Source organism: Pseudomonas sp. Z3-8 (assembly GCF_051131975.1).
Classification (GTDB): domain Bacteria; phylum Pseudomonadota; class Gammaproteobacteria; order Pseudomonadales; family Pseudomonadaceae; genus Aquipseudomonas.
This window is the reverse complement of the sequence record NZ_CP071643.1, coordinates 4,162,895-4,187,568: the sequence shown is the minus strand read 5'-3', so window position 1 is coordinate 4,187,568 and position 24,674 is coordinate 4,162,895. Positions and strand designations below refer to the sequence as shown.

The window sequence follows — 24,674 nt, the reverse complement described above, 5'->3', positions numbered from 1 at the left end:
TGGGCCGCCTTACCCGTCGCGTTGCCATTGGATGCCCGTCATGCCGAACAAAGCATTACGTATCATGATCGCCGATTCAGAGCATTTTCATCGAATGAAGCTTGAGCGCCTGTTCAACCAGCGGGGTTATTTCCGGATTGCGCCGGTGAACGACATGGAGGAATTGTTGCTGCTGGTGGAGTATGGCAGCGAGCCGTTCGACGTGATCGTCGCCAATGCCCGACTGGCAAGTGGCGGAGTGGAGTTAGCCGATTTCCTGGTCGACAACCCCCAGGTGCTTCACGGGTTGATCTACAACACGCCGCAGGCTGGCGTGTCGCCGCAGGTAGGTGGGCGCCGGTCTCACGTGCAACTGAGCCAGGCCGCGTTGCCCGATCCTGTTGCACTGGCCTGCCTGATGGCTCGTGTCGAGGGAGCGCGTATCAGCGAGCGGGCGCGCTCTTGACGAGGTGGTTGTCGCCGGGCCAATGACCACTGGTCGCACCTGTCAGATCTGACAGGTGAATCCTGCCCACCGCTTGTGCAAGAGTTCGATGCCGTCTGGCACCAATGTCGTTTGTAATTACCCAGGGAGTTGCCGTGAAAGACATGTTGATCGTGGACGACCACCCTGTCATTCGAGGAGCGTTGCGGCTCATTTGCCAGAATGAAGGGGCTGCGCAGGTCCGCGATGCCAGCAACGTGGCGCAAGCCAGGGCCTTGATCAAGGAAGGCATACCCGACCTGGTAATCCTGGACCTGGTAATGAACGGTTTCGACGGCCTTGAACTGTTGAGCTGGATCATGGCCGAGTTCCCGTCATGCGGGGTGCTGGTGTTTACCTCCCAGGATGCCCAGCATTTCTGCAATCGCTGTATCTCGGCGGGGGCCCGAGGGTTTGTCACCAAGAAAAGCGACCTGAAGGAATTGACCAAGGCCATTCATGCATTGAAGTCCGGTTATTCCTATTTCCCACAGATGTCCGTCCGCCTGGATTTCCAGCAGCGCACCGAACAGCAGGCGCTGGAGAGTCTCTCGATCCGCGAGTTATCAATCCTGCGGATGCTGGCCATGGGCATGCGCGGCAAGGACGTCGCCGAAGCTTTGTTCCTGAGCCCCAAGACGGTCAGCACCTACAAGACCCGCCTGCTGGAAAAGCTTGGCTTGAAAACCCTGGTGGGCCTGTCGGATTTCGCCAAGCGCAATCACTTGTAGGGACCGTGGGGAGCGCCTTGCCGCATGCGCTAGGCCATGTCGCTCTGGCTGAACTCCTCGGCGAGGAAGTCGATCAGGGTTCGCACCGAGGGCAGCAAGCCACGGCGTGAGGCAAATATCGCATGGACGATCCCGCATTTCGGTGCCCAGCCCGGCACCAGTTCCACCAGGCGTCCGGCGGCCAGGTCTTCGCGTACCACGACCGTGGGCAGGTGGGCGATGCCGATGCCCGCCAGCACCGCATGACGCAAGGCCAGCAGGTCGTCGGTGACCATGCGCGGTGCGTGGCGGATCAGCGCGCGGGTGCCGTCCGGGCCGAACAGCTCCCATTGGTATTCACGTTGCGCCGAACCCCAGTGGACGCTCGGCAGGCCATTGAGGTCCGCCGGCGAGGCGGGGGACGACAGGCCTTCACGATAGACCGGGCTCCCCACCAGGCACTGGGTGCTGTTGCTCAGCACCTTCATGACCATGTCAGTGTTTTCCAACGGGGGAAAACGGACCCGCAACGCGATATCGAACCCTTCGTGGAGCAGGTCGACGCGGCGGTTGGTGCTCTCGATGAACAGCTCCACCCGCGGGTACTTGACCATGTAGCGGGTCAGCATCGGTCCGACCCAGCTGTTGAGCAGCGCCGTCGGGCAACTGATGCGCACCAGCCCCTGGGGTTCCGAGCGGTTGCGTTCGATCACTTCGGCGGCACTTTCAGCCTCGACCCGCATGGCCAGGCAGCGCTGGTAATAGGCCTGGCCGATTTCCGTCAACGAACAATGCCGGCTGGTGCGATGGATCAGCCTGACGCCCAGGCGCTCCTCCAGCTGGGCGATACGCCGGCTGAGCTTGGACTTGGGCATGTCCAGCGCCCGGCCAGCGGGGGCGAAGCCGCCGTGTTCGACCACTTGGGTGAAGTAGTACAGGGTGTTGAGGTCTTCGATGATCGTTCTCCTGGTGGAACGCTACGGCCGATTTTTGCAGTCTAGCGCATCAAGGGTTGCGGTTTTAAGCTGTTCCATCGATGGCAACACCCGATTGGAGACTCAGCATGAAAAACATCACCGGCGTCTATACCAGTCCGCGGCCTCATTGGGTCGGCGACGGCTTTCCGGTTCGCACGCTGTTTTCCTACGATAATCTGGGCAAACATGTCAGCCCGTTCCTGCTGCTCGATCATGCGGCCCCCAGCGAATTCGCACCGACCACCGAGCGACGCGGCGTAGGCCAGCACCCTCATCGTGGTTTCGAAACCGTGACCATCGTCTACCAGGGCGAACTGGAACATCGCGATTCGACTGGCAGCGGCGGCAAGATCGGCCCCGGTGATGTGCAATGGATGACCGCGGCGTCCGGCATCATTCACGAAGAGTTCCACTCCGAAGCCTTCGCCCGGCAGGGCGGGTTCATGGAAATGGTCCAGCTGTGGGTCAACTTGCCCGCCAAGGACAAGATGGCGCCGGCCGGCTACCAGACCATTCTCAAGGGCGACATTCCACAGATCGCGCTGGAGGACGGAGCCGGTAGCTTGCGCCTGATTGCCGGGTCCTTCGAAGGGCATCAAGGCCCGGCGAAAACCTTTACCCCGATCGACGTCTGGGATATCCGCCTGAACGCCGGGAAGCACCTGACCGTGGCCGTGCATGACGGTTACAACACCGCATTGGTAGTGCTGCGCGGTACCGTCCAGGTCAACGGCCGTGAACGCGTCGAGCAAGGGCAACTGGCCCTGTTCGAACGGGCCGGCGACCAATTGAGCCTGCAAGCCGATCATGACGCGGTGGTCCTGTTGCTCAGTGGCGAGCCCATCGATGAACCCATCGTCGGCCATGGCCCGTTCGTGATGAACAGCCAGCAGGAAATCCTCCAGGCCTTCGAGGATTTCCATTCCGGGCGCTTCGGCCGGATGCAGGGCTGAAGTGGTCGCATAGCCCTGTAGACCTCACCTGTGGGGGCGAGCCTGCTCGCGAATGCGCCGGTTCAGCTTGCATCAATTTTGAATGGACGGCCGCCTTCGCGAGCAAGCTCGCTCCCACATGGTTTTGCGTTGGTCCTGACTTTGTGTTCGCCGGGGATCTATTGTGGGAGCGAGCCTGCTCGCGAATGCGTCGGTTCAGCTTGCATCAATGTTGAATGGACGGCCGCCTTCGCGAGCAAGCTCGCTCCCACATGGTTTTGCGTTGGTCCTGACTTTGTGTTCGCCGGGGATCTATTGTGGGAGCGAGCCTGCTCGCGAAAGCGCCGGTTCAGCTTGCATTGATGTGAATGGGCCGCTGCCTTCGCGAGCAGGCTCGCTCCCACATGGTTTTGCGTTGGTCCTGACTTTGTGTTCGCCGGGGATCTATTGTGGGAGCGAGCCTGCTCGCGAATGCGTCGGTTCAGCTTGCATTGATGTGAATGGGCCGCCGCCTTCGCGAGCAAGCTCGCTCCCACATGGTTTTGCGTTGGTCCTGACTTTGTGTTCTCCGGGGATCTATTGTGGGAGCGAGCTTGCTCGCGAATGCGTCGGTTCAGCTTGCATCAATGTTGAATGGACGGCCGCCTTCGCGAGCAAGCTCGCTCCCACATGGTTTTGCGTTGGTCCTGACTTTGTGTTCGCCGGGGATCTATTGTGGGAGCGAGCCTGCTCGCGAATGCGTCGGTTCAGCTTGCATCAATGTTGAATGGACGGCCGCCTTCGCGAGCAAGCTCGCTCCCACATGGTTTTGCGTTGGTCCTGATTTTGTGTTCGCCGGGGATCTATTGTGGGAGCGAGCCTGCTCGCGATAGCGGTATCTCAGGCGAAAAAGGATGTTGAAGGGGCCGGCCTCTTCGCGAGCAAGCTCGCTCCCACATGGGGGCTGGGGCGTGCCTGGGATTTGTCGTGGGGTGACCTCTACAGCGTGTTCATTCTGTGCCAATCTTCGCCAATGGCCTTCCTGGAGCTGTCCCGATGCTGTCTCTGTTCACCGACCACCCGCTGCTCTGTGCCCTGGCACTGCTTGTGCTCGATCTGGTGTTGTGGCGGCTGGTCAGCGCCGACCGGACCTACTGGAAAATCGGTGTACGGCTGCTGATCTTTTCGTTGTTCAGCGTGCTGCTGTTCAACGAAGGCCTCAATCCCATGGAAAAAGCCCAGTGGGTCGACGACGTGCCCCGGCACCTCGCGGCGACCGGCTTGCAAATCGGCTGGTGGTTGTTCGCCGCGCGCACCCTGACGGTGATGATCGGTGCGGTGATGATGCAACGGGTCGGCCATACCGGGCGGCTATTGCAGGACCTGCTCGGTGCGGTGATTTTCCTGGTCGCGGTCATCGCCGCGTTGGCGTATGTGCTCGACCTGCCGGTCAAAGGCGTGCTGGCGACGTCCGGCGCGATGGCAATCATCGTCGGCCTGGCGTTGCAGAGCACCCTCAGCGATGTTTTCTCCGGCATCGTGCTCAATACCACAAAGCCCTATCAGGTCGATGACTGGATTTCCATCGACGGCACCGAAGGCCGGGTCACCGACATCGATTGGCGGGCTACACGACTGCAGACCTCCCAAGGGAGCATGGCGGTGATCCCCAACTCGCTGGCGGCAAAGGCCAAGATCATCAATTTCAGCCGACCCAGCGATGTCCATGGCTTGTCGATCAGCATCCAGGTGAGCCCTCACGCACGGCCGCAAACGGTAATCGACGCACTGGAGCGGGCGATGGTCGGCTGCCGTGCGTTGCTGTCGAGCCCGGAGCCCTGCGTGGCGCTGAAAAGCACCGGCAGTGGCGGGGCGGAATACGAGATCAGTGGGTTCGTCGCCTCGATGTCCCAGAAGCGCGGGGTGCGCAACCAGTTGTTCGACCTGGCGTTCCGGCATTTGCAGGCGTCCGGCGTGAGCCTGCTATCTACCAGTGAAAGCGCCGCTCCCGCGGTGGTGTCCCGGCCGCGGGCATTGCTGGAGAGCTCGAACATTTTCTCGACCCTGCGCCAGGATGAAAAAGACACCTTCAGCCAGAACATGACCCTGCAAACCTTCCGCGCCGGCGACGTGATCCTGGCGGCCGGGGAGGTCAGCGATCATCTGTTCATCATCGAGTCCGGGGTGGTCAGCGTGACCCTCATGCGTAACGGCCAGCCGCTGGAGGGCGGGCGCATGGGACCGGGGGAAGTCATCGGCGAAGCCGGAATTGTCGCCGAACAAGCCGCACTGGCGAACTTCTCCGCCAAGACCTTCTGCACGCTGTATCGCATCGAGAACAGCTACCTCAAGCCCTGCCTCGAAGCCCGTCGCGATATCAACGACGCGATGAAAAACCTTCTGGATGTGCGCATGCACCTTGCCCAGAACCTGACTCGCGACGTGCCCAAGCCGGTAGCCAAGAAGCGTTTTCTGCAATGGTTGCGCAGCCGGGCCTGAGTACCTGTGGCGAGGGAGCTTGCTCCCGCTGGGCTGCGCAGCGGCCCCAAAACCAGACACCTCGGTGCAGCGGGTAAACCGTGCCAGCCGGTTCACGACTGCTGCGCAGCCGAGCGGGAGCAAGCTCCCTCGCCACGAAGGCATTCTTTCATTTCCGGACCATTGGCCACCCGAACTTCCCAACAATTGGCTATTTGTCCAGCGCCAGGGCAGGGCTAACGTAGCGCCACACCAAATTGTTTCAGGAGTTCACCATGCAACCGCGTATCGATTTCTACACCGCTTCCCCCGACGCCTACAAAGCCATGCTGACGCTGGAAAACACGGTGTCGAAACTGGGCCTGGAAAAGTCCCTGCTGGAGTTGGTCAAGCTGCGTTCCTCGCAGATCAACGGCTGCGCATTCTGCATCGACATGCACACCGCCGATGCGCGCAAGGACGGCGAGACCGAGCGGCGTCTGTACGCGGTGACCGCCTGGCGCGAAGCACCGTTCTTTACCGGCCGTGAACGCGCCGCGTTGGCCTGGACCGAAGCGCTGACACGCCTGAGCGAGACCCATGCGCCGGACGCGGACTACGCGCTGCTGAGCGAGCATTTCACGCCCAAGGAGATGGTCGACCTGACCGTGGCGATCAACGCCATCAACGGCTGGAATCGGCTGGCGGTGGGCTTTCGGAAAATGCCCGAGGTTTGAGGTGCCTTGATTCCGATCAGGTAACACCCTTGTGGGAGCGAGCCTGCTCGCGATGATGGTCTGTCAGGCCGCTTCAGGCTAACTGACACACCGCCATCGCGAGCAAGCTCGCTCCCACATTTTTTGCCCCATTGCCGCTGTATCTCCCGAAGGCCTCCACCAGTCATCCCGTGCCGGGAACTAAGCCCGATCACTTTTCTTCTACCCACAATAGGCGGCCCAAAGCCGCCTTTGTCAGAGGAGTCGATCATGCAAGTTCAAGTCAACAGCAACCATATCGAAGGCAGTGTCCGATTGCAGGAGTGGGTCGGCAGTACGGTGGTGGACGCGCTACAGCGTTTCGAAGACCAGTTGGCCCGGGTTGAAATCCACGTCAGCGACGAGAACGCCCAAAAGGGCGGCGCCGCGGATAAACGCTGCCAGATCGAGGCGCGCCTGCAAGGCGTTGCGGCCATCTCCGTAAGCCACAAGGCCGAAAGCCTGGAGCTGGCGGTCGAGGGCGCCGCCGAGAAAATGCTGCATGCGCTCGATCATCAGGTCGGCAAGCTCAACCCCGCCGTCGAATCCATGGGACGCGTGACCGCGCCGGTGGATGAGGCTCCACCGGAATTGGTGGACGCCATGCTGGAGGAAGATTTCCTCGCAAACCAAGAGGCTCGTGGCAAAGAATAAAAGGAGACGATCATGACCGCTCATCAACCCTTCAGCCGGCAGGTATTGGCCGAGCTTCTGGCGTTCGACGAACAGCCGAGCCTTTCGTTGTATATGCCTACCCACCGTACGTTCCCCGAACGCAGCCAGGACCCGATCCGCTACAAGAACCTGGTGCGCGAACTGCAGACGCAACTGGAACAACAGCATCCGGGCGTCGATTGCGCACCGTTGCTTGAGCCTTTTCATGCGCTGGTGGACGACCAGGATTTCTGGAACTCCAATCGGGACGGCATCGCCGTATTCGGCGCCCGTGACTACTTCAAGGTCATCGCGGTGAACCAGCGCCTGCCGCAATGCGCATTCGCCAACAGCCATCCTTATCTGAAGCCATTGTTGCGTCTGGTCCAGTCGACCGAACGTTATCAGGTGCTGTGCCTGACCCGTAACGAGGTGTGGTTGTACGAGGGCTCCTCCCAACAACTGGAAAAAGTCGAGCTGGCCGACGAGGTGCCGCGCAACCAGAACGAGGCGCTCGGCGATGAACTGACTTCAGGTGACCAGCAGGGTTTTCCCAACGGCTTCAGCCGCAGCAGTGAGCGCGGCGATCCGATGATGCATGAATCCGCCGGCGGCGGTAAGCAGGACGAAATCAACCTCGACCGCGAGCGTTTTTTTCGCGCCGTGGACAAAGCCATCCTGGAACATTACTCGCAGCCTTCGGGCTTGCCGATGATCCTCGTGGCCCTGCCGGAAAACCAGGCGGTGTTTCGCGCGGTCAGCCATAACTCGCAGTTGTTGGCCCAGGGCATCGATGTGGACCCTTCGAGGTTGAACGTGGAGGAGTTGCGCGTCCAATGCTCCAAGGTCATGGCCCACAGCCACTCGGACCGGGTCGTCGATAGCCTCAATCGTTATGGTGTCGCGGTCGGCCAGGGACGGGCGCTGGACAACCTCGCCGAGATCGCCAAGGCCGCCTGGGAAAGCCGCATTGCACTGTTGCTGGTGGAGGCGGAGCGCCAGGTGCCCGGCCAGCTCGACGCAGACAAGGGCCGCTTGATCATTGACGAGACCGGCGATGAACAGGCGCCTGACGTGCTGGACGAATTGATCCTGGCCGTGACCCGGCAGGGCGGCGAGGTCATCGTCGTGCCGCCTGAGCATGTCATGCCGACCGATACGGGGGCGGCGGCGGTGTGCCGGTTCTAGGCAATCCCAGAGGCAGTGTCGAACCCTGTGGGAGCGAGCTTGCTCGCGATAGCGGACTGACCTTCAACATAAATGTTGACTGATATCCCGCCATCGCGAGCAAGCTCGCTCCCACATTGTATTTTTCTGCCCAGGTGGTCGGACGGCATTTGCTTCCAATTAATAAGAACGATTACTATTCGTGCCCCGTCCCCACAGCACGCCGCGATGATTCCCAAGCTGCCTCGCAGACCCGGCTTTTTCGAGCATTACGAAGAGTTGATCGGCACCTGGACCCGCCGCCTGCGCAACCGCGAGCAGGCCGAGGACCTGGCCCATGACGCCTTCGTGCGCGTGCTCGAGTCCGATTCGGCGCAAGTCGAGCAGCCACGGGCCTATTTGCACCAGACAGCGCGCAATATTGCAGTGGACGGCTATCGGCGTGAAGATCGACGGGGCGCCATGGAGGAAGCGGCGCTTGACCCTGGTTATTCGTTTGCGGGCGACCCGGAGCACTACATGCACGCGATCCAGCTGGCGGACTCCATCGAACGGGCGCTTGCCGAGCTGCCGGCCCATTGCCGCACGGTGTTTGTCTGGCAGAAGATCGAAGGCCTGACCCAGGCGGAAATCGCCGAGCGCCTGGGCCTGTCAAAAAACATGGTGGAAAAGTATATGATCCGCACCCTGCGCCACCTGCGTGATCGTCTCGACGGGCCAGATCAATGACCGGTCGTCCTTTTCCACCCGAGCCACAGGACCCTTCCATGATGGATAGCCGTGACTGCCCGTGCGGGCAGAGCAGGGTTCGCGACGAGGCGGCGCAATGGTTCGTGCGTCTGCAGGACCCGGTCATGAGCCTCGACGAGCGCCAGCGCTTCGAGGCCTGGCTGGGCGAACACCCCAACCACCGCGATGAAATTCAACTGTTGCAAGGGATCTGGAGTGCAACGGACCTGCTGTCCATGGAGCGCTTGCAAGCCTTGTGCGAGCGGCCCGCCGAACGCCCGAGACGCAGGCCTTTGCTGCGCTACGCGGTGGCCGCCGGATTGGTGGCTGTGGCGGTCGGGCTGGGGCTGTTCAGCGGCCTCGGTGCGTCGAGCGATTACCGCAGCGAGTTCGCCACTGCCCTCGGTGAGCGTCGGCATGTCGCGCTGCCGGATGGCTCGCTGATCGATCTCAACAGCCGCAGCCATGTGCGCGTTGTCTTCGAGCACCGCCAACGCCGGGTAGAGCTGGTCGAGGGGGAGGCGCTGTTCAGGGTCGAGCATGATGCCGCGCGCCCGTTCACCGTTGACGCGGGCAACGGCCAGGTGACGGTGACCGGGACGCGCTTCGACGTGCGCCGCGATGCCGGCAGCACCCGGGTGGCGGTGGAGGAGGGTAGCGTCAAGGTCCAAGGGCGTGATTTCCCCATCAGTCTCACGGCCGGCCTGGGTACCCGGATCGATGCTCAAGGCAAGGTCGCGTCACCGTACCCGATCAACGCCGATGAACTCACCGCGTGGCGCAACGGCAAGCTGGTGTTCAACAACGCGCCGTTGAATGAAGTCGCCGAGGAGGTCTCCCGTTATCGCGCCAAGCCCCTGCGGGTTGCCAGTGCCGCAGTGGGCCACCTGCGCCTGACCAGTGTGTTTCGTTCGGACAATCCCGAGGCGCTGCTCAAGGCCTTGCCGAACATCCTGCCAGTGGCCGTGCGCACACTTGCCGACGGCAGCCAGGAAATAATTGCGAAATAGATTCAGGTTTTTTTCGAGTTCTTCGTCTTCTTGTCCAACTGCAACTGGTTTGCATTAACAGACGCGTATTCTTGCGATTCGACAGGACAAGGTTCGACGTGAAAACTTCCGCCAAGAACAACAAACGTACCTCCACTCGTTGGCTACCGCTGGCCCTGACCCTGGCGGTCAGCGCCGCGTTGCCCGAGGCTTTTGCCGACCAGACCGTCACGGCGATCCACATCCAGGCGCAACCCTTGGGTCAGGCGCTGAGCCAGCTTGGCCAGCAGACCTCATTGCAGGTGTTCTTCAGCCCGGAGCTGGTGGCCGGCAAACAAGCACCGGCGGTGCAGGGCAACCTGTCTCCCGAGGTGGCCCTGGGTCAATTGCTCAAGGGCAGCGGTTTGCAATACCAGATCGATGACGGCTCGGTGACTGTGCTGCCGGCTCCTTCTGCGTCTACCGATGGCCCACTGGAGTTGGGCGCAACCGAGATCCAGGTGGTCGGCGACTGGCTTGGCGACGCCAACGCCGAAGTGGTACAGAACCACGCCGGCGCGCGGACGGTGATCCGCCGCGAAGCGATGGTCGAGCAGGGCGCCATGAACGTCGGCGATGTCTTGCGGCGGGTCCCGGGCGTGCAGGTGCAAGACGCCAACGGCACCGGTGGCAGCGACATTGCCCTGAACGTCGGCGTGCGCGGCCTGACCTCGCGTCTGTCGCCGCGCTCCACGGTACTGATTGACGGCGTACCGGCGGCCTTCGCGCCGTACGGCCAGCCGCAACTGTCCATGGCACCGATCTCGTCGGGCAACCTGGACAGCATCGACGTGGTACGCGGTGCCGGCTCGGTGCGCTACGGCCCGCAGAACGTCGGCGGCGTGATCAACTTCGTGACCCGCGCCATCCCGGAAAAAGCCACCGGGGAAATCGGCAGCACCCTGGAGACCTCCCAGCGCGGCGGCTGGAAGCACATCGACACGGCGTTCCTGGGCGGTACCGCCGATAACGGGCTGGGCGTGGCGCTGCTGTATTCGGGCATCAACGGCAACGGATATCGCAAGAGCAACAACGATAACGACATCGACGACGTGATCCTCAAGACCCACTGGGCGCCGACCGACGTTGATGATTTCTCGCTTAACTTCCACTACTACGACGCCGAGGCCGACATGCCCGGCGGCCTGACCCAGGCACAGTACGACGCCGACCCGTACCAGTCCGATCGCGACTGGGACAGTTTCAGCGGCCGCCGCAAGGACGTGTCGTTCAAGTGGATCCGCGAAATCGGCGAGCGCACCCAGGCCGAAGTGCTGACCTATTACTCCGACAGCTTCCGCGGCAGCACCATCGCCTCGCGGGACCAGCGCAACCTGGTGTCCTACCCTCGTAGCTATTACACCTTTGGCATCGAGCCGCGGGTATCCCATGTGTTCGACCTCGGGCCGACCACCCAGGAGGCCAGCGTCGGTTATCGCTACCTCAAGGAAGGCATGCACGAGGAGGCCAGCCGCCTGGCGCTGCGCAACAACGAACCGGTGGTGCGTCCGGGCGCCGACGGTCACGTCTATCAGGACCGGACCGGTGGTACCGAAGCCCATGCGGTCTACATCGACGACAAGATCGACGTGGGCAAATGGACCATCACTCCGGGCATCCGCTTCGAAAGCATCAGCACCGAATGGCACGACCGCCCGGTGCTCGACACCGCCGGCCGCCCGGTGCAGGAAAAGCGCCGCAGCATCGACAGCAACGAACCGTTGCCGGCCTTGAGCGTGATGTACCACCTGTCCGACGCCTGGAAGCTGTTCGCCAACTACGAGACCTCGTTCGGCAGCCTGCAGTATTTTCAACTCGGCCAGGGCGGCGACGGCAACAACACCGCCAATGGCCTGAGCCCGGAAAAGGCCAAGACCTACGAGATCGGTACGCGCTACAACGATGACGTGTGGGGCGGCGAAGTGACGCTGTTCTACATCGACTTCGACGACGAGTTGCAATACATCAGTAACGATGTGGGCTGGACCAACATGGGCGCCACCAAGCATCAGGGGCTGGAAGCGTCGGTGCACTACGACATGGCCGCGTTGGACCCGCGCCTCGACGGCCTGACCGCCAGCGCTGGTTTCACCTATACCCGCGCCACCTATGAAGGGGACATCCCGAGCTTCAAGGGCCGTGACCTGCCGTTCTATTCGCGCCAGATTGCCACCGTGGGCCTGCGCTACGAAGTCAATCGCTGGACTTACAACCTCGATGGCTTTGCCCAGTCCGGGCAACGTTCACCGGGCAACAGCGTGAACCCCGATGGCAGTTTCAGCGATAACTACATCACCGACGGCACCGCCGATGGGCAGTATGGCGACATGCCGGGCTATATGCTCTGGAACGTTCGGGGTGGCTATGATTTCGGCTCGCAGTTGTCGAACCTGAAACTCGGCGCGGGGGTGAAGAACCTGTTCGATCATCAGTACTACACGCGTTCCAGCGACAACAACTCAGGTATCTACGTCGGCGCGCCGCGTACGTTTTTCGTGCAGGCGAGAGTGGGGTTTTGATTCAGTCTTCTGCGGCCTGAAACACAGTCCCAAGACTCAAATACATTCCCGTGGCGAGGGAGCTTGCTCCCGCTGGGTCGCGAAGCGGCCCCAAAACCTGTCGAACGCGAAGCATCAGGTACTCCGCGTCCGCCGGGTTACGACTGCTTCGCAGCCGAGCGGGAGCAAGCTCCCTCGCCACGGTGAATCTGCAGGGCTTAGACCTTCAACACCTTCCCGCTGCCCGCCACCGCCACCAGCGACAGCGCAATCAATCCGAACGCAATGGCCAGGCTGCTGCCATGGGCGACAAAGCCGATCAGTGCCGGCCCCGCGAGGATGCCGGCATAACCGATCGTGGTGATGGCCGGCACGGCGATGGCTTCGGGCATCAGGGTCTGTTTGCCGACGGCGGTGTACAGCACTGGCACGATGTTCGAACACCCGGCGCCGACCAGCGCATACCCCAGCAGCGCCGCTTGCCACATCGGTGCGAGGGTCGCCAGGAAGAAACCTGCTGCGGCGATCGAGCCGCCGTAGATGATCACGCGCTTGGCACCCAGGCGATGCACCACCGAATCGCCTGTCAACCGGCCGACGGTCATGGTCAGCGCAAACGCGGCATAACCCAACCCGGCGTAGGCGGTATCCACCGCACGCTCGGTGGTCAGGAACACCGCGCTCCAGTCCAGTACCGCGCCTTCGGCCAGGAACACGATAAAGCACAGGATGCCGATGAACAGCACCACGCCATGCGGAATGGCAAACGCCGGTCCCGAGCTTTCACTGCCGTAGGGCAACAGGTGCGGTGCGGCCTTGAGCAACGCCACCAGCAGGACCGCGTTGACCACCAGGGTTGCCGCCAGCGGCGAGAGCCCGAGGCCGAGCAGGGCGCTCACGCCGGCCGCGCCGATGATTCCGCCGAGGCTGAACATGCCGTGGAAACCCGACATCATAGTCTTGCCGCTGGCGCGCTCGACGATCACCGCTTGCAGGTTGACGGTCGAATCGACGGTGCCGAGCCCGGCGCCAAACACGAACAATGCCGCCACCAACCAAGGCAAGGAACTCATCGATGTCAGCAGCGGCAACGCCAGGCAGATCAGGATCGTACCGCCACTGAGTACCCGACGGCAGCCGAACCGCGTCGCCAGCGCACCGGAGATCGGCATCGCCAGGATCGACCCGACCCCAAGGCATAACAGCAGCAAGCCGAGGGTCCCTTCATCCAGGTTCGCCCGCGCCTTGGCGTAAGGCACCAGCGGCGCCCAGGCGGCAATGCCGATTCCAGCGATGAGATAGGCGATGCGGGTGGACATCTGTTCCAGGCGTCCGGGAACAAAAGTGGGCGGGGGTGTTATGGCAGTCATGAAACGTCCTTGGCTTTGGTGCGGTGCGGTGATGCAGGCAGGGGCCTATGCTTGCATATCCACTGACCGCACCGCGACCCCAAGGTGCCGACGCCTTCTTCGTGCATACGGTCGATCCTATCCGCACCTGTCGAACCTGACAGTTTACGGCTCGCTCCTTTGTGCCTATCAATGCGAAACGGTTTCGACCATTGAAGCTCGTGAGCTGTGAGCTCGGGAGTGTGCAGGAGGCGAAGATGGATCATCAGACTCAACTCAGGTTGACCCGGGAACTTCTGCACCTCATTGACTGCAATGAAACCAGCCAGGCCGAGTCGTTTTCTCTCAACCCGGTGACCCGCTACACGTGCGTGGCGCATCTGGCGCGCGAGCAGGCCGTGCTCTTTCGCGGTGTCCCGCTGATGGTCGGCCTGTCCTGTGAATTACCCGGCTCCGGTGATTACCTGACCGATGATCGGTGCGGCGTGCCCATCGCTGTCGTCCGGCTCCCGGATGGCGGGCTCAGTGCATTCATCAACGTTTGCCGCCATCGCGGCGCGCGTGTTCTGGATGATCGAGGAACGTTGACGGGCTCGATGGTTTGTCCTTATCACGGTTGGGTCTACGATCTGGCTGGCAACCTGAGGACGGTGGCGCCCGCTGAGAATTTCCAAGGCTTGACGTGTGCCGAGCGGAGCCTGACGCGCCTGGCCGTGTGCGAGCAGCACGGGCTTATCTGGGTCAGCTCGGTGCCTGACCGCGTCATCGAGCCGCTGGCGCCGATGGGAGCGCTGACCCAGGAAATCGCCAATTATCACTTCGAGAAATTTGCTCTTTATCGACGAGTTCAGCTCGATAAAGCTTTCAACTGGAAGATGGTCATAGAGACCTTCCTGGAGAACTGGCATTTCCCATTCGTGCATCGCAGAACGGTGCTGCCAATTTTCCTGCCCTCGGTCAGCCTGTTCGAGGCATTTGGTCGCCACGGGCGTTTGATCATGCCACGCCGCTCCATCCTGCAGATGCGCGACGAGCCCATTGAGCAATGGAGCCTGCTCAAACATTCGCTGATCATCTATTGGCTGTTTCCCAATACCCTTTTGCTCTGGCAGGGCGATCATCTGGAAACCTGGCAGGTCTTTCCCGATCAAGAACGTGTTAATCGATGCACGGCTCAGGTGTCGATTTATACGCCGCAGGCCGCGACGTCGGTTCGCGAACGCGAATACTGGGACAAAAACATGGCGCTTTTGCTCGAAACGGTGGACGGCGAAGATTTCCAAATCAGCGAGCGTATCCAGGGCGGCTTGCGTTCCGGCGCCCAGGAACACCTCACATTTGGCCGTCATGAACCGGCGCTGCAGCATTTCCATCGGCAGATCTGGCTGGCTTTGGAAGAGGCCCCGGCGCCGGCCGACTGATATTGGCGGAGCTTCGAACAAGCGCCATAGGCTTGCCTGAGTGTGTTTTATAGCGTCAGGATCTAGAGTATCGACGCCTTCTTGCTCGCTCCGGATTTGATCTCATGACGCAGTTCTACAACGCACGCGGCAACCTCTACGGAGTCGTGTCACCGCAGCAGGTGCGCGCCCAGGGCATCGGCTTGCCGTCGTCCGCCGCCGAGGCGGCCTCGTTACGCCAATCCTGGGCCAGCGCCGCCGTGCAGGCCTTCTGCGCCTGGGCGCCGGGCGAAGCGCCACCGGATGCCAAGGCTCATCGCAGTGATGGGCTGCTGGTCGGCCCGTTCCAGGACACGCCGCCCTTCGACCTGCTGATCGTCAATACCGACGGGACGCTGGCCGAGCGTAGCGGCAATGGCCTGACGATTTTTTCCCTGGCGCTGCAAGAGCAAGGGTTGCTGGTGGGCGATGACGATTGCGTACTGCAGGTTCACCACGACAAACCCGACGGTATCTCACCGCTGCGGACATCGGTTCGCGCGGCTGAACTGGGCGGCGTCCCAGGCTTCTGGCTGGACCTGGGGACACCGCTGTTCGGGCCCGCTGCCGTGGGCGCTCAAGGTGTAGCAGCGGTGACCTTCAACCAATGCGCGGTAAGCCGGGTGCCTGCGCTGCATGGCTTGAATCCGGCGTGGGGCAACAGCCAGTTCGTGCGCATCGGCAATCCTCATTGCGTAACGCTGGTGGATGACGTGGAGGCGTTGCCAGGTCTTGCGCAGATGCGCGCCGAGGCGCTGTCGCAAAGCCTGACCGGCATTGCCTATGCGGCGCCTGGCGGGGCGGGGATGCCTTGTCCGGCGGGGGTCAACCTGCAATGGGCCTGGCGCGCCGCCGACGGACAGATCGCCGCCCGGGTGTTCGAGCGGGGCGAAGGCCCAACCGCGTCCTCCGGCACCAGCGCCAGCGCGGTCGCGTGTGCCGCGTGGCGGGTGGGCTGGGTGCAGGCCGGGACGGTGAGCGTCATGATGCCCGGCGGTACTGCGCCAATCTTGCTGGAGGAACAGGCGGGTGAGCTAACGCGGGTCAGGTTGTTTGGCGCGGCACGGCTTGTGCCGTAGGGCTTCTGGAATTTGTTAGGCGCGGCGGTTGCCGCCATCGCGAGCGAGCTCGCTCCCACAGTTGATCTGCTGCGGCCACGAAATTTGTGTACGGCACAGAACCCTGTGGGAGCGAGCTTCTCGCGAAGACGGCGGCAAGTCCAACCTTGCTGTAACTGAACCACCGCTCATTGCGTGCAGGAATCAACCCGGTTGCTGCCCGAACTCCACCACCGGCATCTGCCGCTTCATCAACACTTCACCATTGCGAATCGAGTAAAGCGGCAGGCCCTGGCTGCGGATCACTTCGTAGTCGCTGTCGGCCGAGAGGATCAGCAGGTTCGCCGGGCGTCCGGGTTCCAGTCCGTAGCGTTCGCCCAGGGCCATGGCCTTGGCGCTGTTGTCAGTGACCAGGTCCAAAGCGCTTTGCAGGTTGCGGTAGCCGAGCATATGGCAGATGTGCAGCCCGGCTTCGAGTACGCGCAGGATGTTGCCATTGCCCAACGGATACCACGGGTCGACGATCGAGTCCTGGCCGAAGCAGACGTTCATCCCGGCTTCGAGCAGTTCATTGACCCGGGTGACGCCACGGCGTTTGGGAAAGTTGTCGAAGCGCCCTTGCAGGTGAATGCTTTCGGTGGGGCACGATACAAAGCTGATGCCCGAGTGCCCGAGCAGGCGGAACAGCTTGGCGCAGTAGGCGTTGTCGTAGGAGCCCATGGCCGTGGTGTGGCTGGCGGTGACCCGCGCGCCCATGTCGCGGCTGCGGGCCTCTTCGGCGAGTACCTCGAGGAAGCGCGAGTGCGGATCGTCGGTTTCGTCGCAATGCACATCCACCAGGCAACCGGTGCGCTCGGCCAGGTCCATGAGGAATTTCACCGAGCTGACGCCTTGATCGCGGGTGTACTCGAAATGCGGAATGCCGCCCACCACGTCGGCGCCCATGCGGATGGCTTCTTCCATCAGTTCGCGACCGCTGCGGTAGGACTCGATGCCCTCCTGGGGAAACGCGACGATCTGCATGTCGACCAGATGACGGCTTTCCTCGCGCACTTCCAGCATTGCCTTGAGCGCGGTGAGCGTCGGGTCGGTCACGTCGACGTGGGTGCGCACATGCTGGATGCCATGGGCGGCGAGGGCCTGGAGCGTCTTCCTGGCGCGGGTTTTGGTGTCTTCGTGGGTGATGGTGGCCTTGCGTTCGCCCCAGCACTCGATACCTTCGAACAGCGTACCGCTCATGTTCCAGCGCGGTTCGCCGGCAGTCAGGGTGGCGTCCAGGTGGATGTGCGGCTCGACGAAGGGCGGCACCACCAGGTTGCCGCCGGCGTCGAGGTCTTCGGGGCCCAGGCTGGGGGCCTCGGTCTGGCGGGCGATGCTGGCGATCAGGCCGTTTTCCAGGTGCAGTTCATGCAAGCCTTCGCGGTTGCGCAGGCGGGCGTTGATGATGTGCATCAAGCGAGTCCTTTATAGGTCTTGTAGGGGCGCGTCAGCGGTGCGAATACCCATCACGCCGATCAATAGCACATACGTTAGCGCGCCGGTGGCGATTCCTACCAGCGGCGCGACCCAGGGTGAATTGAAGGCGGCCACCGTGCCGACGCCGTAAGCACACAGCCCGGGCCAGTTGAAGGCCGGCAGTTGCGCCGCGGCCAGGCGCGGATAGCGGCCACGCCAGCGGAAGAAGAAGTCGGCCATGATCACCCCGCCAATCGGTGGGATCACGGTGCCGAGCAGGATCAGGTACGGCACCAGCAAATCGTACATGCCCAGCAGCGCCAGCAGCGTGCCGATCACCGCGCCGGCCAGCGTGACGGTCTTGCGTCGGCGGGTGCGCAGCAGGTTGCAGCCGGCCACGGCAAAATTGTAGATCGTGTTGTCCTGGGTGCTCCAGATGTTGAGCAGAAGCATCGCCATCGCCGCCATGGCGAAACCTTGCAGCAGCAACACTTCGACCACATCGGGCTGCTGGTAGACGATGGCTCCGTAGGCGCCGATCAGCACCATCAGGCCATTGCCGAGAAAAAAACCGATCAGGCTGGCCAGCACCGCGATCTTTGCCGAACGGGAAAAGCGCGTCCAGTTGGTCGCCTGGGTGGCGCCGCTGACGAACGTGCCGAACACCAGCGTGATCGCGGTCGACCAGTCGAGGCTGCCGGTGGGCACTACCGCGAGCAGACCATCGAGGCCACCGACCTGCTGCGTGGCGACCCACATCGAGAGCATCAGCAACAGTATCATCGCCGGCACGGCGACGTACGAGAGGATTTCCAGTCCGCGATAGCCGATGTAGGCCGTGGCGCAGAAGCCCAGCCCGAACAGCACCATCAACCCCAGAACGGTGCCCTGGCTCAATTCGAAATACTTACCCAGCACCACCGCCGCAGTGGCCGTGCCCCAGGCGTACCAGCCGATCTGGGTGAAGCCCAGGATCAAGTCGCTGAGCTTGCTGCCCACCTCGCCAAAACAGAAGCGGCCCATCAACACCGAATTGAGCCCGCTCTTGAACGCGATGTAACCCAGGCTCGCCGCGTACAGCCCCAGCAGCAGGTTGCCGATGACAATCACGCCGAGCATCTCGGCGAAACCGAACGCCACGCCCAACTTGCCGCCGGCGAACATGGTCGCGGTGAAAAAAGTGAAACCCAGCAGCACCATGGCGGTGGAGGCCAGGCCCTTGCGGGCATGCATCGGGACTTCGCTCAAAGGATAGTCGTTACCGGGATCGTTCTGAGTCATGTGGCGGTCCTTGCGGAGGAGGGAATGTCGCAAGCGTGCAGCGGCCGTGCCAAACGAGTGATTGCCGGTTATTTATAGCCAACGGATGGATCGGGTGGGCTTCGAGGCGCAAAAGCGGTGCAGGGAGTGGATCAAGTTGGAACACGGATCGTGTTACTCAGAAGTACCTTGTGGGAGCGAGCCTGCTCGCGAATGCGGTACATCAGTCGATGGCTATGTGACTGATCGGACGCTTTCGCGAGCAGGCTCGCTCCCACAAAGGTTGCTGGGGCCCTCAGGCAGGCGAGTGCAGCGGCAAAAACCGCATCACCGCCGCGACGATCGCTTCCGGCGCGTCCTCCTGGACCAGATGCCCGGCATTCGGTACAGGATGGAACAGCGCCCCCGGGATCATCTTGTGCAACGCCCGGCCGCGCTCGATGGGGATCCAATGGTCATCCTCGCCCCAAAGGATCTGCGTTGGGCAGCGCACCTTCGGATAAAAGTCCTGGACCTCGTCGGTGTAACGCTCGTCCATCTGCGCAATCTGCCGGTAGAGCGCGGCCTGGCCGGTTTCGCCGAGCCAGGGCTGGACGTACGGGGAGAGCTCTTCATCGGTGATGCAGCGCTTGATCGCGCCACGGATATAGGTCGGCACGATGGCCCGCTGGATGTAGTCGGGCAGGCCGCTGAACGCCGCTTCGTGCTGGCGTACGTGTTGCACGAACGCAGAGCCCCAAGGCGACAAGGCTACCGGGTCGATCAGGGTCAGGCTGCGGTAATCCTTGCCATCGAGCAGATGGGCGCGCAGGGCCGTGGCGCCGCCAAAGTCATGGGCGATGACGTCCGGGCAATCCAGCTTCCAATGCTCCAGCAGTCGGGCAAGCAGCCGGTTTTGAACGCCGAGGGACACGTCTGCATCGGGTTGCGCGGACTGGCCATAACCCAACAGGTCGAAGTAATGAACCTTGTGCGTGGCGAAAAACAGCGGGGCGATCCGGTGCCATACATAAGAGGAGAACGGCGTGCCATGGACAAACACCAACGGCGGGCCGTCGCCGTGGATGGCGTAGCGGATGGGGTGCCCGTTGAAGTCGTATTCCTGATCCAGCGGCCAGCGGGTCATGATGGTGTCCTCTTGGTATCCGAACCAAGGAGGATAGACACAAAGGCCGCCAGGTTCATTCGCCGTGGTAGATGCAGCCGCTGGTGCAGGTCTCGTGGATGCGGATGGCGCTGAGTTCCGGCAGCAGCGGCTTCAACTCGTTCCAGATCCACTTGGCCAGGACTTCGCTGGTGGGGTTTTCCAGACCGGGGATGTCGTTGAGGTAGTTGTGGTCCAGGCGCTCGTAGAGCGGCTTGAAAATCGCCTTGATTTCCGAGAAGTCGCGAATCCAGCCGGTGTGCGGGTCGATGTCGCCGCTGAGGTGGATCGCCACCTTGAACGAATGACCATGCAGGCGTCCGCACTTGTGGCCTTCCGGTACGTGGGGCAGGCGGTGGGCGGATTCGAAGGTGAACTCTTTGAAGATTTCCACAGATTTGGCTCTTTAAATGGACGGTCGCGAGGCAGGCGGCGCAGTTTATCAGTTTGATCCCCGCGTTGCGCGGGCGTGCTGACTAAAGGGTCAACAAACGCTCTCCCAGCCCACTGTTGGCGGTTAGTTCGAGGAACTCGTCGCCGAGGCGGCGGCTTTCGTCCATTGCGGTGCGCCAGTATTTGCGGCGGGCCGGGTCATCGCCCATGAAACGCTTGAAGTCGTTGCGGTCCGGCAGTTTGCCGTAGGGCAGGCGAGCCAGGTATTCGCGGGACGGCGCCAGCAGCAGAACATCCTGCAAGCGCGAGGTATCGCCTCGGCGCCATGGCAGGCCTTTGTCGAACCAGCCGGGAATGACCCGATCGGTGAAGTGCGGATAGAGCACGATGTCCTCGCCGCTATAGGGCAGGTCAAGGTGGTAGTCCAGCAGGCCGCCATCACGGTAGGTGCCCGCGCCGGCGCCGGGCAGGTCGCGCACGCCCTCCATTATCATCGGGATCGAGCCCGACGCCAGCAGTGCCTGGCGCAGGTTGCCGGCCTCCAGCGGCACGAAGCGCGAGGGGAAGTCCGTCAGCGGATGGAGCGGGGGAGCCAGGCGCGGGTCGTGGATGATCAGCCTTTCGAAATGCCGCGACAGCCGCGCCCGGCCGCGCAGGTTGTCGGCGATCACCGAGGACAGCCCCAGGCCCAGCCGGCCGCGATGGTCCTGCGCCAACAGGCCATGACTCTTGACTACCATAATGTTGAGCCGGTAATGCGGATTGTCGAGGATCGTCAGGTCGCGACCTTCAAGCAGGTCGTCGAGCATGCGCTGCGAGCTCTGGCTGACCCCGGCCATGGTCACGCCTTTGGCGAAGCTCTGCTCGTTGTACAGGATGCCCAGGCGGCGAATGCCCTCGGCGGCGTCCGGCAGACAGGCGCTGGCGAAGCGCCAGGAGCCGACCGATGCACCGATCAGCGAGCGCTCCCGCGGCGCGGCGGGCAGCCATTCACCGAACAGCGCCAGGTCCAGCCCCTGGATACCCAAGGCCTTCGGCCCTCCTGCGGCACCCGGCAGGATGCCGACATCGGCGGCCTGAAGGCCCGCCTGGCGGATGCGCTTGAAGGCGCGAGGGCCGGCCTTCAGAGTCAGCGCTGGGAACTTGATGTGAATGGCGGTCATACCGGTCTCGAATACGTGCAAGCGGCTGATTATAGCGACACAGAAAACCTGTGGGAGCGAGCCTGCTCGCGAAGGCGTCAGTGCAGCCACCTCGATGTCAACTGACAAACCGCTATTGCGAGCAAGCGCGCCCCCACATTGATCCGGGTTCAATGATGGCAATTCAGTTTCAGTTAAGTTCGTCCCGATACAGTTCCCCGCTGAAGATTATAAAAAGGAGATAACCCGTGAACCGCCTCACTGCCTTTTTCATCGCGGCGCTCATGGTCATCGGTACAGGTCCGGCTCAAGCCAGGGATCTCGATGCCACTGAAGCCCAAAAATTGCTGGACGCTGGTACCATCCTGCCTTTTGATCAGCTCAACGCCGCTGCCCTGGCCAAACACACTGGCGCCACGGTGACCGATACCGAGCTGGAAGAGGAATACGGCAAGTACCGGTACAAAGTGGATCTGCGTGATGCCAAGGGCATCGAGTGGGATCTGGAACTCGACGCCGTCACTGGCGAGGTGCTCAAGAATCATCAGGATACGTAATGAAGCTTAATCTGCGCGCCCGCAACCGTTGGGCGCTGGCGCTGCTGGTGTGCTGTTCGGTGGCCGTGGCCCGCGACCTGGACCAGGACGAGGCCCTGCAACTGCGTCAGCAGGGCGTGATCCTGCCCTTGGAACACCTGCTGCAACAGGCCCTGGACCGCCATCCCGGCGCCAAGTTGCTGGAAGCCGAGCTGGAAGAAAAGCACGGCATCTACATCTACGAAGTCGAGCTGCTGGACACCGACGGCGTCGTGCGCGAACTGGACCTCGAGGCCGCGACCGGCCGCCTACTCAAAGATAAGGAAGACTGATGCGCCTGCTACTGGTGGAAGACCATGTTCCCCTGGCCGACGAACTGATGGCCGGGCTCGCCCGGCAGGGCTACGCCGTCGATTGGCTCGCCGACGGGCGCGACGCGGTGTATCAGGGCAGCAGCGAGCCCTACGACCTGATCATTCTCGATCTTGGGCTGCCGGGGGTGCCGGGGCTCGAGGTGCTGTCCCAATGGCGCGCTGGCGGCCTGACCACCCCGGTACTGATTCTCACCGCGCGTGGCTCCTGGGCCGAGCGCATCGAAGGACTCAAGGCCGGGGCCGATGATTACCTGACCAAACCCTTCCACCCCGAAGAGCTGCACCTGCGCATCCAGGCACTGCTGCGTCGCTCCCACGGCCAGGTCAACCAGCCGACGCTGCAAGCGGCGGGGTTGCACCTGGACGAAGGCCGGCAATGCGTGATTAGCGACGGCGCCGAGATCCAGCTGACCGCCGCCGAATTCAGGCTGTTGCGCTATTTCATGCTCCACCCCGAGCAGATCCTTTCCAAAAGCCACCTCGCCGAGCACCTCTATGATGGTGAAACCGAGCGCGATTCGAATGTGCTGGAAGTCCACGTCAATCACCTGCGCCGCAAGCTCGGACGCAGCGTGATCGAAACCCGTCGCGGCCAGGGCTACCTGTTCGGCGGACAGGCGCAGTGAGATCCATCCAGCGGCGCCTGAGCCTGGGCCTGATCGGTGTGATGGTGGTGGTCGGCCTGGTCCTCGCGCAGACCAGCCTGTGGTTGTTCGAGTTGGGTTTGCAGCGCTACCTCGAAGCGGGGTTGCGCAATGACAGCGAGAACCTGCTGGTGGCCCTGGTCCGTGGCCCGCAAGGGTTGCAACTGGACGAGCGGCGTTTGTCGCCGGCTTACCTGCGGCCTTTCTCCGGGCATTACTTCCGCATCGATTTTGCCGACGAGCATTGGCGCTCCCGTTCCCTCTGGGACCAGGAACTGCCGCGGCTCGACCATCCAGGGCTGCACAGCAACCTGCAACTGGGCCCCGAAGGCCAGAAACTGCTGGTGCTGCGCACGGACTACCGCCGCCTGGGCCAGGCGATTTCCATCAGCGTGGCGCAGGACTACACGCCGGTGCGTGACAGCTTCCTGCGGATGCAGCAGGTCGGGCTTGGCCTCGGGTTGGCGGGGTTGCTGCTGATCCTGCTGTTGCAACGGCTCACGGTGCAGCGCGCCTTGCGGCCGTTGGAGAAGGCCCGGGAGCAGATTGCCCAGCTGCAACGCGGCCAGCGTTCACAACTCGACGAACAAGTGCCCAGGGAACTGGAGCCGCTGGTGGCGCAGATCAACCATTTGCTGGCCCATACCGAAGACAGCCTCAAGCGTTCGCGCAACGCCCTGGGCAACCTTGGGCATGCCTTGAAGACACCTCTGGCGGTGCTGCAAAGCCTGGCGTCGAACGAGAAGCTCGACCCTTATCCCGAGTTGCGCAAGTTGCTGCTGGATCAACTGGAGCAGGTTCGCCAACGCCTGAACCGCGAACTCAACCGTGCCCGCCTGTCCGGCGACGCCTTGCCCGGCGCGCACTTGGATTGCGACGCCGAACTGCCGGGTTTGTTGGCGACGCTGAACATGATCCATGGCGAGCATCTGCACCTGGCTTATGTCGCGCCGCCCGGCTTGCACCTGCCTTGGGATCGGGAAGACCTGCTGGAATTGCTGGGCAACCTGCTGGACAACGCCTGCAAATGGGCCGACGCCGAAGTGCGCCTGACCGTGAGCGAGACGCTCGTGGGTTTCCACCTGGCAGTGGAAGACGATGGCCCCGGCATCCCGCCGGATCGCCGCGACCAGGTCTTCAGCCGCGGCACGCGCCTGGATGAGCAGACCGACGGCCATGGCCTGGGGCTGGGCATCGTGCGCGACATCGTCGACACCTGGGGCGGGACATTGGCGTTGGGCGACAGCGAGTGGGGCGGGTTGAAAGTAATGATTGAGCTGCCCAAGCGCTGAAGCCATGGCTGCATCTCCTGTGGGAGCGAGCTTGCTCGCGATAGCGGCTTGTCAGTCGACACTTTCGTAACTGACCCGACGCTATCGCGAGCAAGCTCGCTCCCACAGGGGCAGTGTGGTGGATTCAAACACTGCGAGTGACTGCAAATCCCGCCGCATGACCCTTGCAGCTTGCCGCTGCTTGCTGCAAAGTCGCGACCTTTTTGTCCGGTGGCTTTCCATCGCTGTGCTTTGAGGTA

At 62.4% G+C, this 24,674-nt stretch carries 23 protein-coding genes; 16 read left to right on the top strand and 7 right to left on the bottom strand.

The window, feature by feature from the left end; translation table 11 throughout:
- Nucleotides 1-40: 40 nt before the first annotated feature.
- The gene (locus J3P94_RS19160) at nucleotides 41-445 is read left to right on the top strand and encodes a hypothetical protein (RefSeq protein WP_434569243.1); all 405 of its coding nucleotides are present in this window, start codon (nucleotides 41-43) and stop codon (nucleotides 443-445) included.
- A gap of 134 nt (nucleotides 446-579) precedes the next feature.
- Nucleotides 580-1,194 (top strand): response regulator, encoded by a 615-nt coding sequence (locus tag J3P94_RS19155; RefSeq protein ID WP_434569242.1) that lies wholly within the window; start codon nucleotides 580-582, stop codon nucleotides 1,192-1,194.
- A gap of 29 nt (nucleotides 1,195-1,223) precedes the next feature.
- Here the strand turns inward: J3P94_RS19155 and J3P94_RS19150 are convergent, their stop codons facing one another.
- On the bottom strand, nucleotides 1,224-2,129 hold the full coding sequence (locus J3P94_RS19150) for a LysR family transcriptional regulator (RefSeq protein WP_434574250.1): 906 nt from the start codon (nucleotides 2,127-2,129) through the stop codon (nucleotides 1,224-1,226).
- Nucleotides 2,130-2,236: 107 nt separating this feature from the next.
- On the opposite strand from J3P94_RS19150, the gene J3P94_RS19145 reads away from it, so the two are divergent.
- The 8 genes from J3P94_RS19145 (at nucleotide 2,237) to J3P94_RS19110 (ending at nucleotide 12,370) form a co-directional block, all read left to right on the top strand.
- Nucleotides 2,237-3,103, top strand: a complete 867-nt coding sequence (locus tag J3P94_RS19145) for a pirin family protein (RefSeq protein ID WP_434569241.1) — start codon at nucleotides 2,237-2,239, stop codon at nucleotides 3,101-3,103.
- Between the two features lie 1,014 nt (nucleotides 3,104-4,117).
- Nucleotides 4,118-5,560, top strand: coding sequence for a mechanosensitive ion channel domain-containing protein (locus tag J3P94_RS19140; RefSeq protein ID WP_434569240.1), 1,443 nt, complete (start codon nucleotides 4,118-4,120; stop codon nucleotides 5,558-5,560).
- 254 nt (nucleotides 5,561-5,814) lie between these two features.
- On the top strand, nucleotides 5,815-6,255 hold the full coding sequence (locus J3P94_RS19135) for a carboxymuconolactone decarboxylase family protein (RefSeq protein WP_434569239.1): 441 nt from the start codon (nucleotides 5,815-5,817) through the stop codon (nucleotides 6,253-6,255).
- Nucleotides 6,256-6,504: 249 nt separating this feature from the next.
- A complete protein-coding gene (locus tag J3P94_RS19130) occupies nucleotides 6,505-6,927 on the top strand; it encodes an HPF/RaiA family ribosome-associated protein (RefSeq protein ID WP_434569238.1) in 423 nt (140 codons plus the stop codon).
- Nucleotides 6,928-6,939: 12 nt separating this feature from the next.
- The gene (locus J3P94_RS19125; protein ID WP_434569237.1) at nucleotides 6,940-8,115 is read left to right on the top strand and encodes a hypothetical protein; all 1,176 of its coding nucleotides are present in this window, start codon (nucleotides 6,940-6,942) and stop codon (nucleotides 8,113-8,115) included.
- Between the two features lie 207 nt (nucleotides 8,116-8,322).
- Entirely contained in the window at nucleotides 8,323-8,823 is a 501-nt protein-coding gene (locus J3P94_RS19120; RefSeq protein WP_434569236.1) for a sigma-70 family RNA polymerase sigma factor, read from the top strand.
- A 38-nt stretch (nucleotides 8,824-8,861) separates the two neighbouring features.
- Nucleotides 8,862-9,833, top strand: coding sequence for a FecR family protein (locus J3P94_RS19115; RefSeq protein WP_434569235.1), 972 nt, complete (start codon nucleotides 8,862-8,864; stop codon nucleotides 9,831-9,833).
- 98 nt (nucleotides 9,834-9,931) lie between these two features.
- The gene (locus J3P94_RS19110) at nucleotides 9,932-12,370 is read left to right on the top strand and encodes a TonB-dependent siderophore receptor (RefSeq protein WP_434569234.1); all 2,439 of its coding nucleotides are present in this window, start codon (nucleotides 9,932-9,934) and stop codon (nucleotides 12,368-12,370) included.
- Nucleotides 12,371-12,567: 197 nt separating this feature from the next.
- On the opposite strand, the gene J3P94_RS19105 is transcribed toward J3P94_RS19110, so the two are convergent.
- Nucleotides 12,568-13,719: an MFS transporter gene (locus J3P94_RS19105; RefSeq protein ID WP_434569233.1), complete on the bottom strand. Its 1,152-nt coding sequence runs from the start codon at nucleotides 13,717-13,719 to the stop codon at nucleotides 12,568-12,570.
- Nucleotides 13,720-13,919: 200 nt separating this feature from the next.
- Here J3P94_RS19105 and J3P94_RS19100 point away from each other — a divergent pair, with 200 nt between their 5' ends.
- The gene (locus tag J3P94_RS19100) at nucleotides 13,920-15,119 is read left to right on the top strand and encodes an aromatic ring-hydroxylating oxygenase subunit alpha (RefSeq protein WP_434574249.1); all 1,200 of its coding nucleotides are present in this window, start codon (nucleotides 13,920-13,922) and stop codon (nucleotides 15,117-15,119) included.
- A 104-nt stretch (nucleotides 15,120-15,223) separates the two neighbouring features.
- The gene (locus J3P94_RS19095; protein ID WP_434569232.1) at nucleotides 15,224-16,216 is read left to right on the top strand and encodes a diaminopimelate epimerase; all 993 of its coding nucleotides are present in this window, start codon (nucleotides 15,224-15,226) and stop codon (nucleotides 16,214-16,216) included.
- A 183-nt stretch (nucleotides 16,217-16,399) separates the two neighbouring features.
- Here J3P94_RS19095 and codA read toward each other — a convergent pair whose 3' ends face one another.
- The 5 genes from codA to J3P94_RS19070 form a co-directional block, all read right to left on the bottom strand.
- On the bottom strand, nucleotides 16,400-17,647 hold the full coding sequence (gene codA / locus J3P94_RS19090) for a cytosine deaminase (protein WP_434569231.1): 1,248 nt from the start codon (nucleotides 17,645-17,647) through the stop codon (nucleotides 16,400-16,402).
- Nucleotides 17,648-17,659: 12 nt separating this feature from the next.
- The gene (codB, locus tag J3P94_RS19085) at nucleotides 17,660-18,931 is read right to left on the bottom strand and encodes a cytosine permease (RefSeq protein WP_434569230.1); all 1,272 of its coding nucleotides are present in this window, start codon (nucleotides 18,929-18,931) and stop codon (nucleotides 17,660-17,662) included.
- Nucleotides 18,932-19,205: 274 nt separating this feature from the next.
- Entirely contained in the window at nucleotides 19,206-20,036 is an 831-nt protein-coding gene (locus J3P94_RS19080) for an alpha/beta fold hydrolase (RefSeq protein ID WP_434569229.1), read from the bottom strand.
- A gap of 55 nt (nucleotides 20,037-20,091) precedes the next feature.
- Entirely contained in the window at nucleotides 20,092-20,448 is a 357-nt protein-coding gene (gene queD / locus J3P94_RS19075) for a 6-carboxytetrahydropterin synthase QueD (RefSeq protein WP_025212792.1), read from the bottom strand.
- 82 nt (nucleotides 20,449-20,530) lie between these two features.
- The gene (locus J3P94_RS19070; protein WP_434569228.1) at nucleotides 20,531-21,610 is read right to left on the bottom strand and encodes a patatin-like phospholipase family protein; all 1,080 of its coding nucleotides are present in this window, start codon (nucleotides 21,608-21,610) and stop codon (nucleotides 20,531-20,533) included.
- Nucleotides 21,611-21,837: 227 nt separating this feature from the next.
- On the opposite strand from J3P94_RS19070, the gene J3P94_RS19065 reads away from it, so the two are divergent.
- The 4 genes from J3P94_RS19065 to J3P94_RS19050 are packed head-to-tail and all read left to right on the top strand — an operon-like array spanning nucleotide 21,838 to nucleotide 24,435.
- Nucleotides 21,838-22,146, top strand: a complete 309-nt coding sequence (locus J3P94_RS19065; RefSeq protein ID WP_434569227.1) for a PepSY domain-containing protein — start codon at nucleotides 21,838-21,840, stop codon at nucleotides 22,144-22,146.
- Nucleotides 22,146-22,457, top strand: a complete 312-nt coding sequence (locus tag J3P94_RS19060) for a PepSY domain-containing protein (protein ID WP_434569226.1) — start codon at nucleotides 22,146-22,148, stop codon at nucleotides 22,455-22,457. The genes J3P94_RS19065 and J3P94_RS19060 overlap by 1 nt, the downstream gene beginning before the upstream one ends.
- Nucleotides 22,457-23,125, top strand: a complete 669-nt coding sequence (locus tag J3P94_RS19055) for a response regulator transcription factor (RefSeq protein ID WP_434569225.1) — start codon at nucleotides 22,457-22,459, stop codon at nucleotides 23,123-23,125. Before J3P94_RS19060 ends, J3P94_RS19055 begins: the two co-directional genes overlap by 1 nt.
- Nucleotides 23,122-24,435: an ATP-binding protein gene (locus tag J3P94_RS19050; RefSeq protein ID WP_434569224.1), complete on the top strand. Its 1,314-nt coding sequence runs from the start codon at nucleotides 23,122-23,124 to the stop codon at nucleotides 24,433-24,435. The genes J3P94_RS19055 and J3P94_RS19050 overlap by 4 nt, the downstream gene beginning before the upstream one ends.
- Nucleotides 24,436-24,674 lie beyond the last annotated feature (239 nt).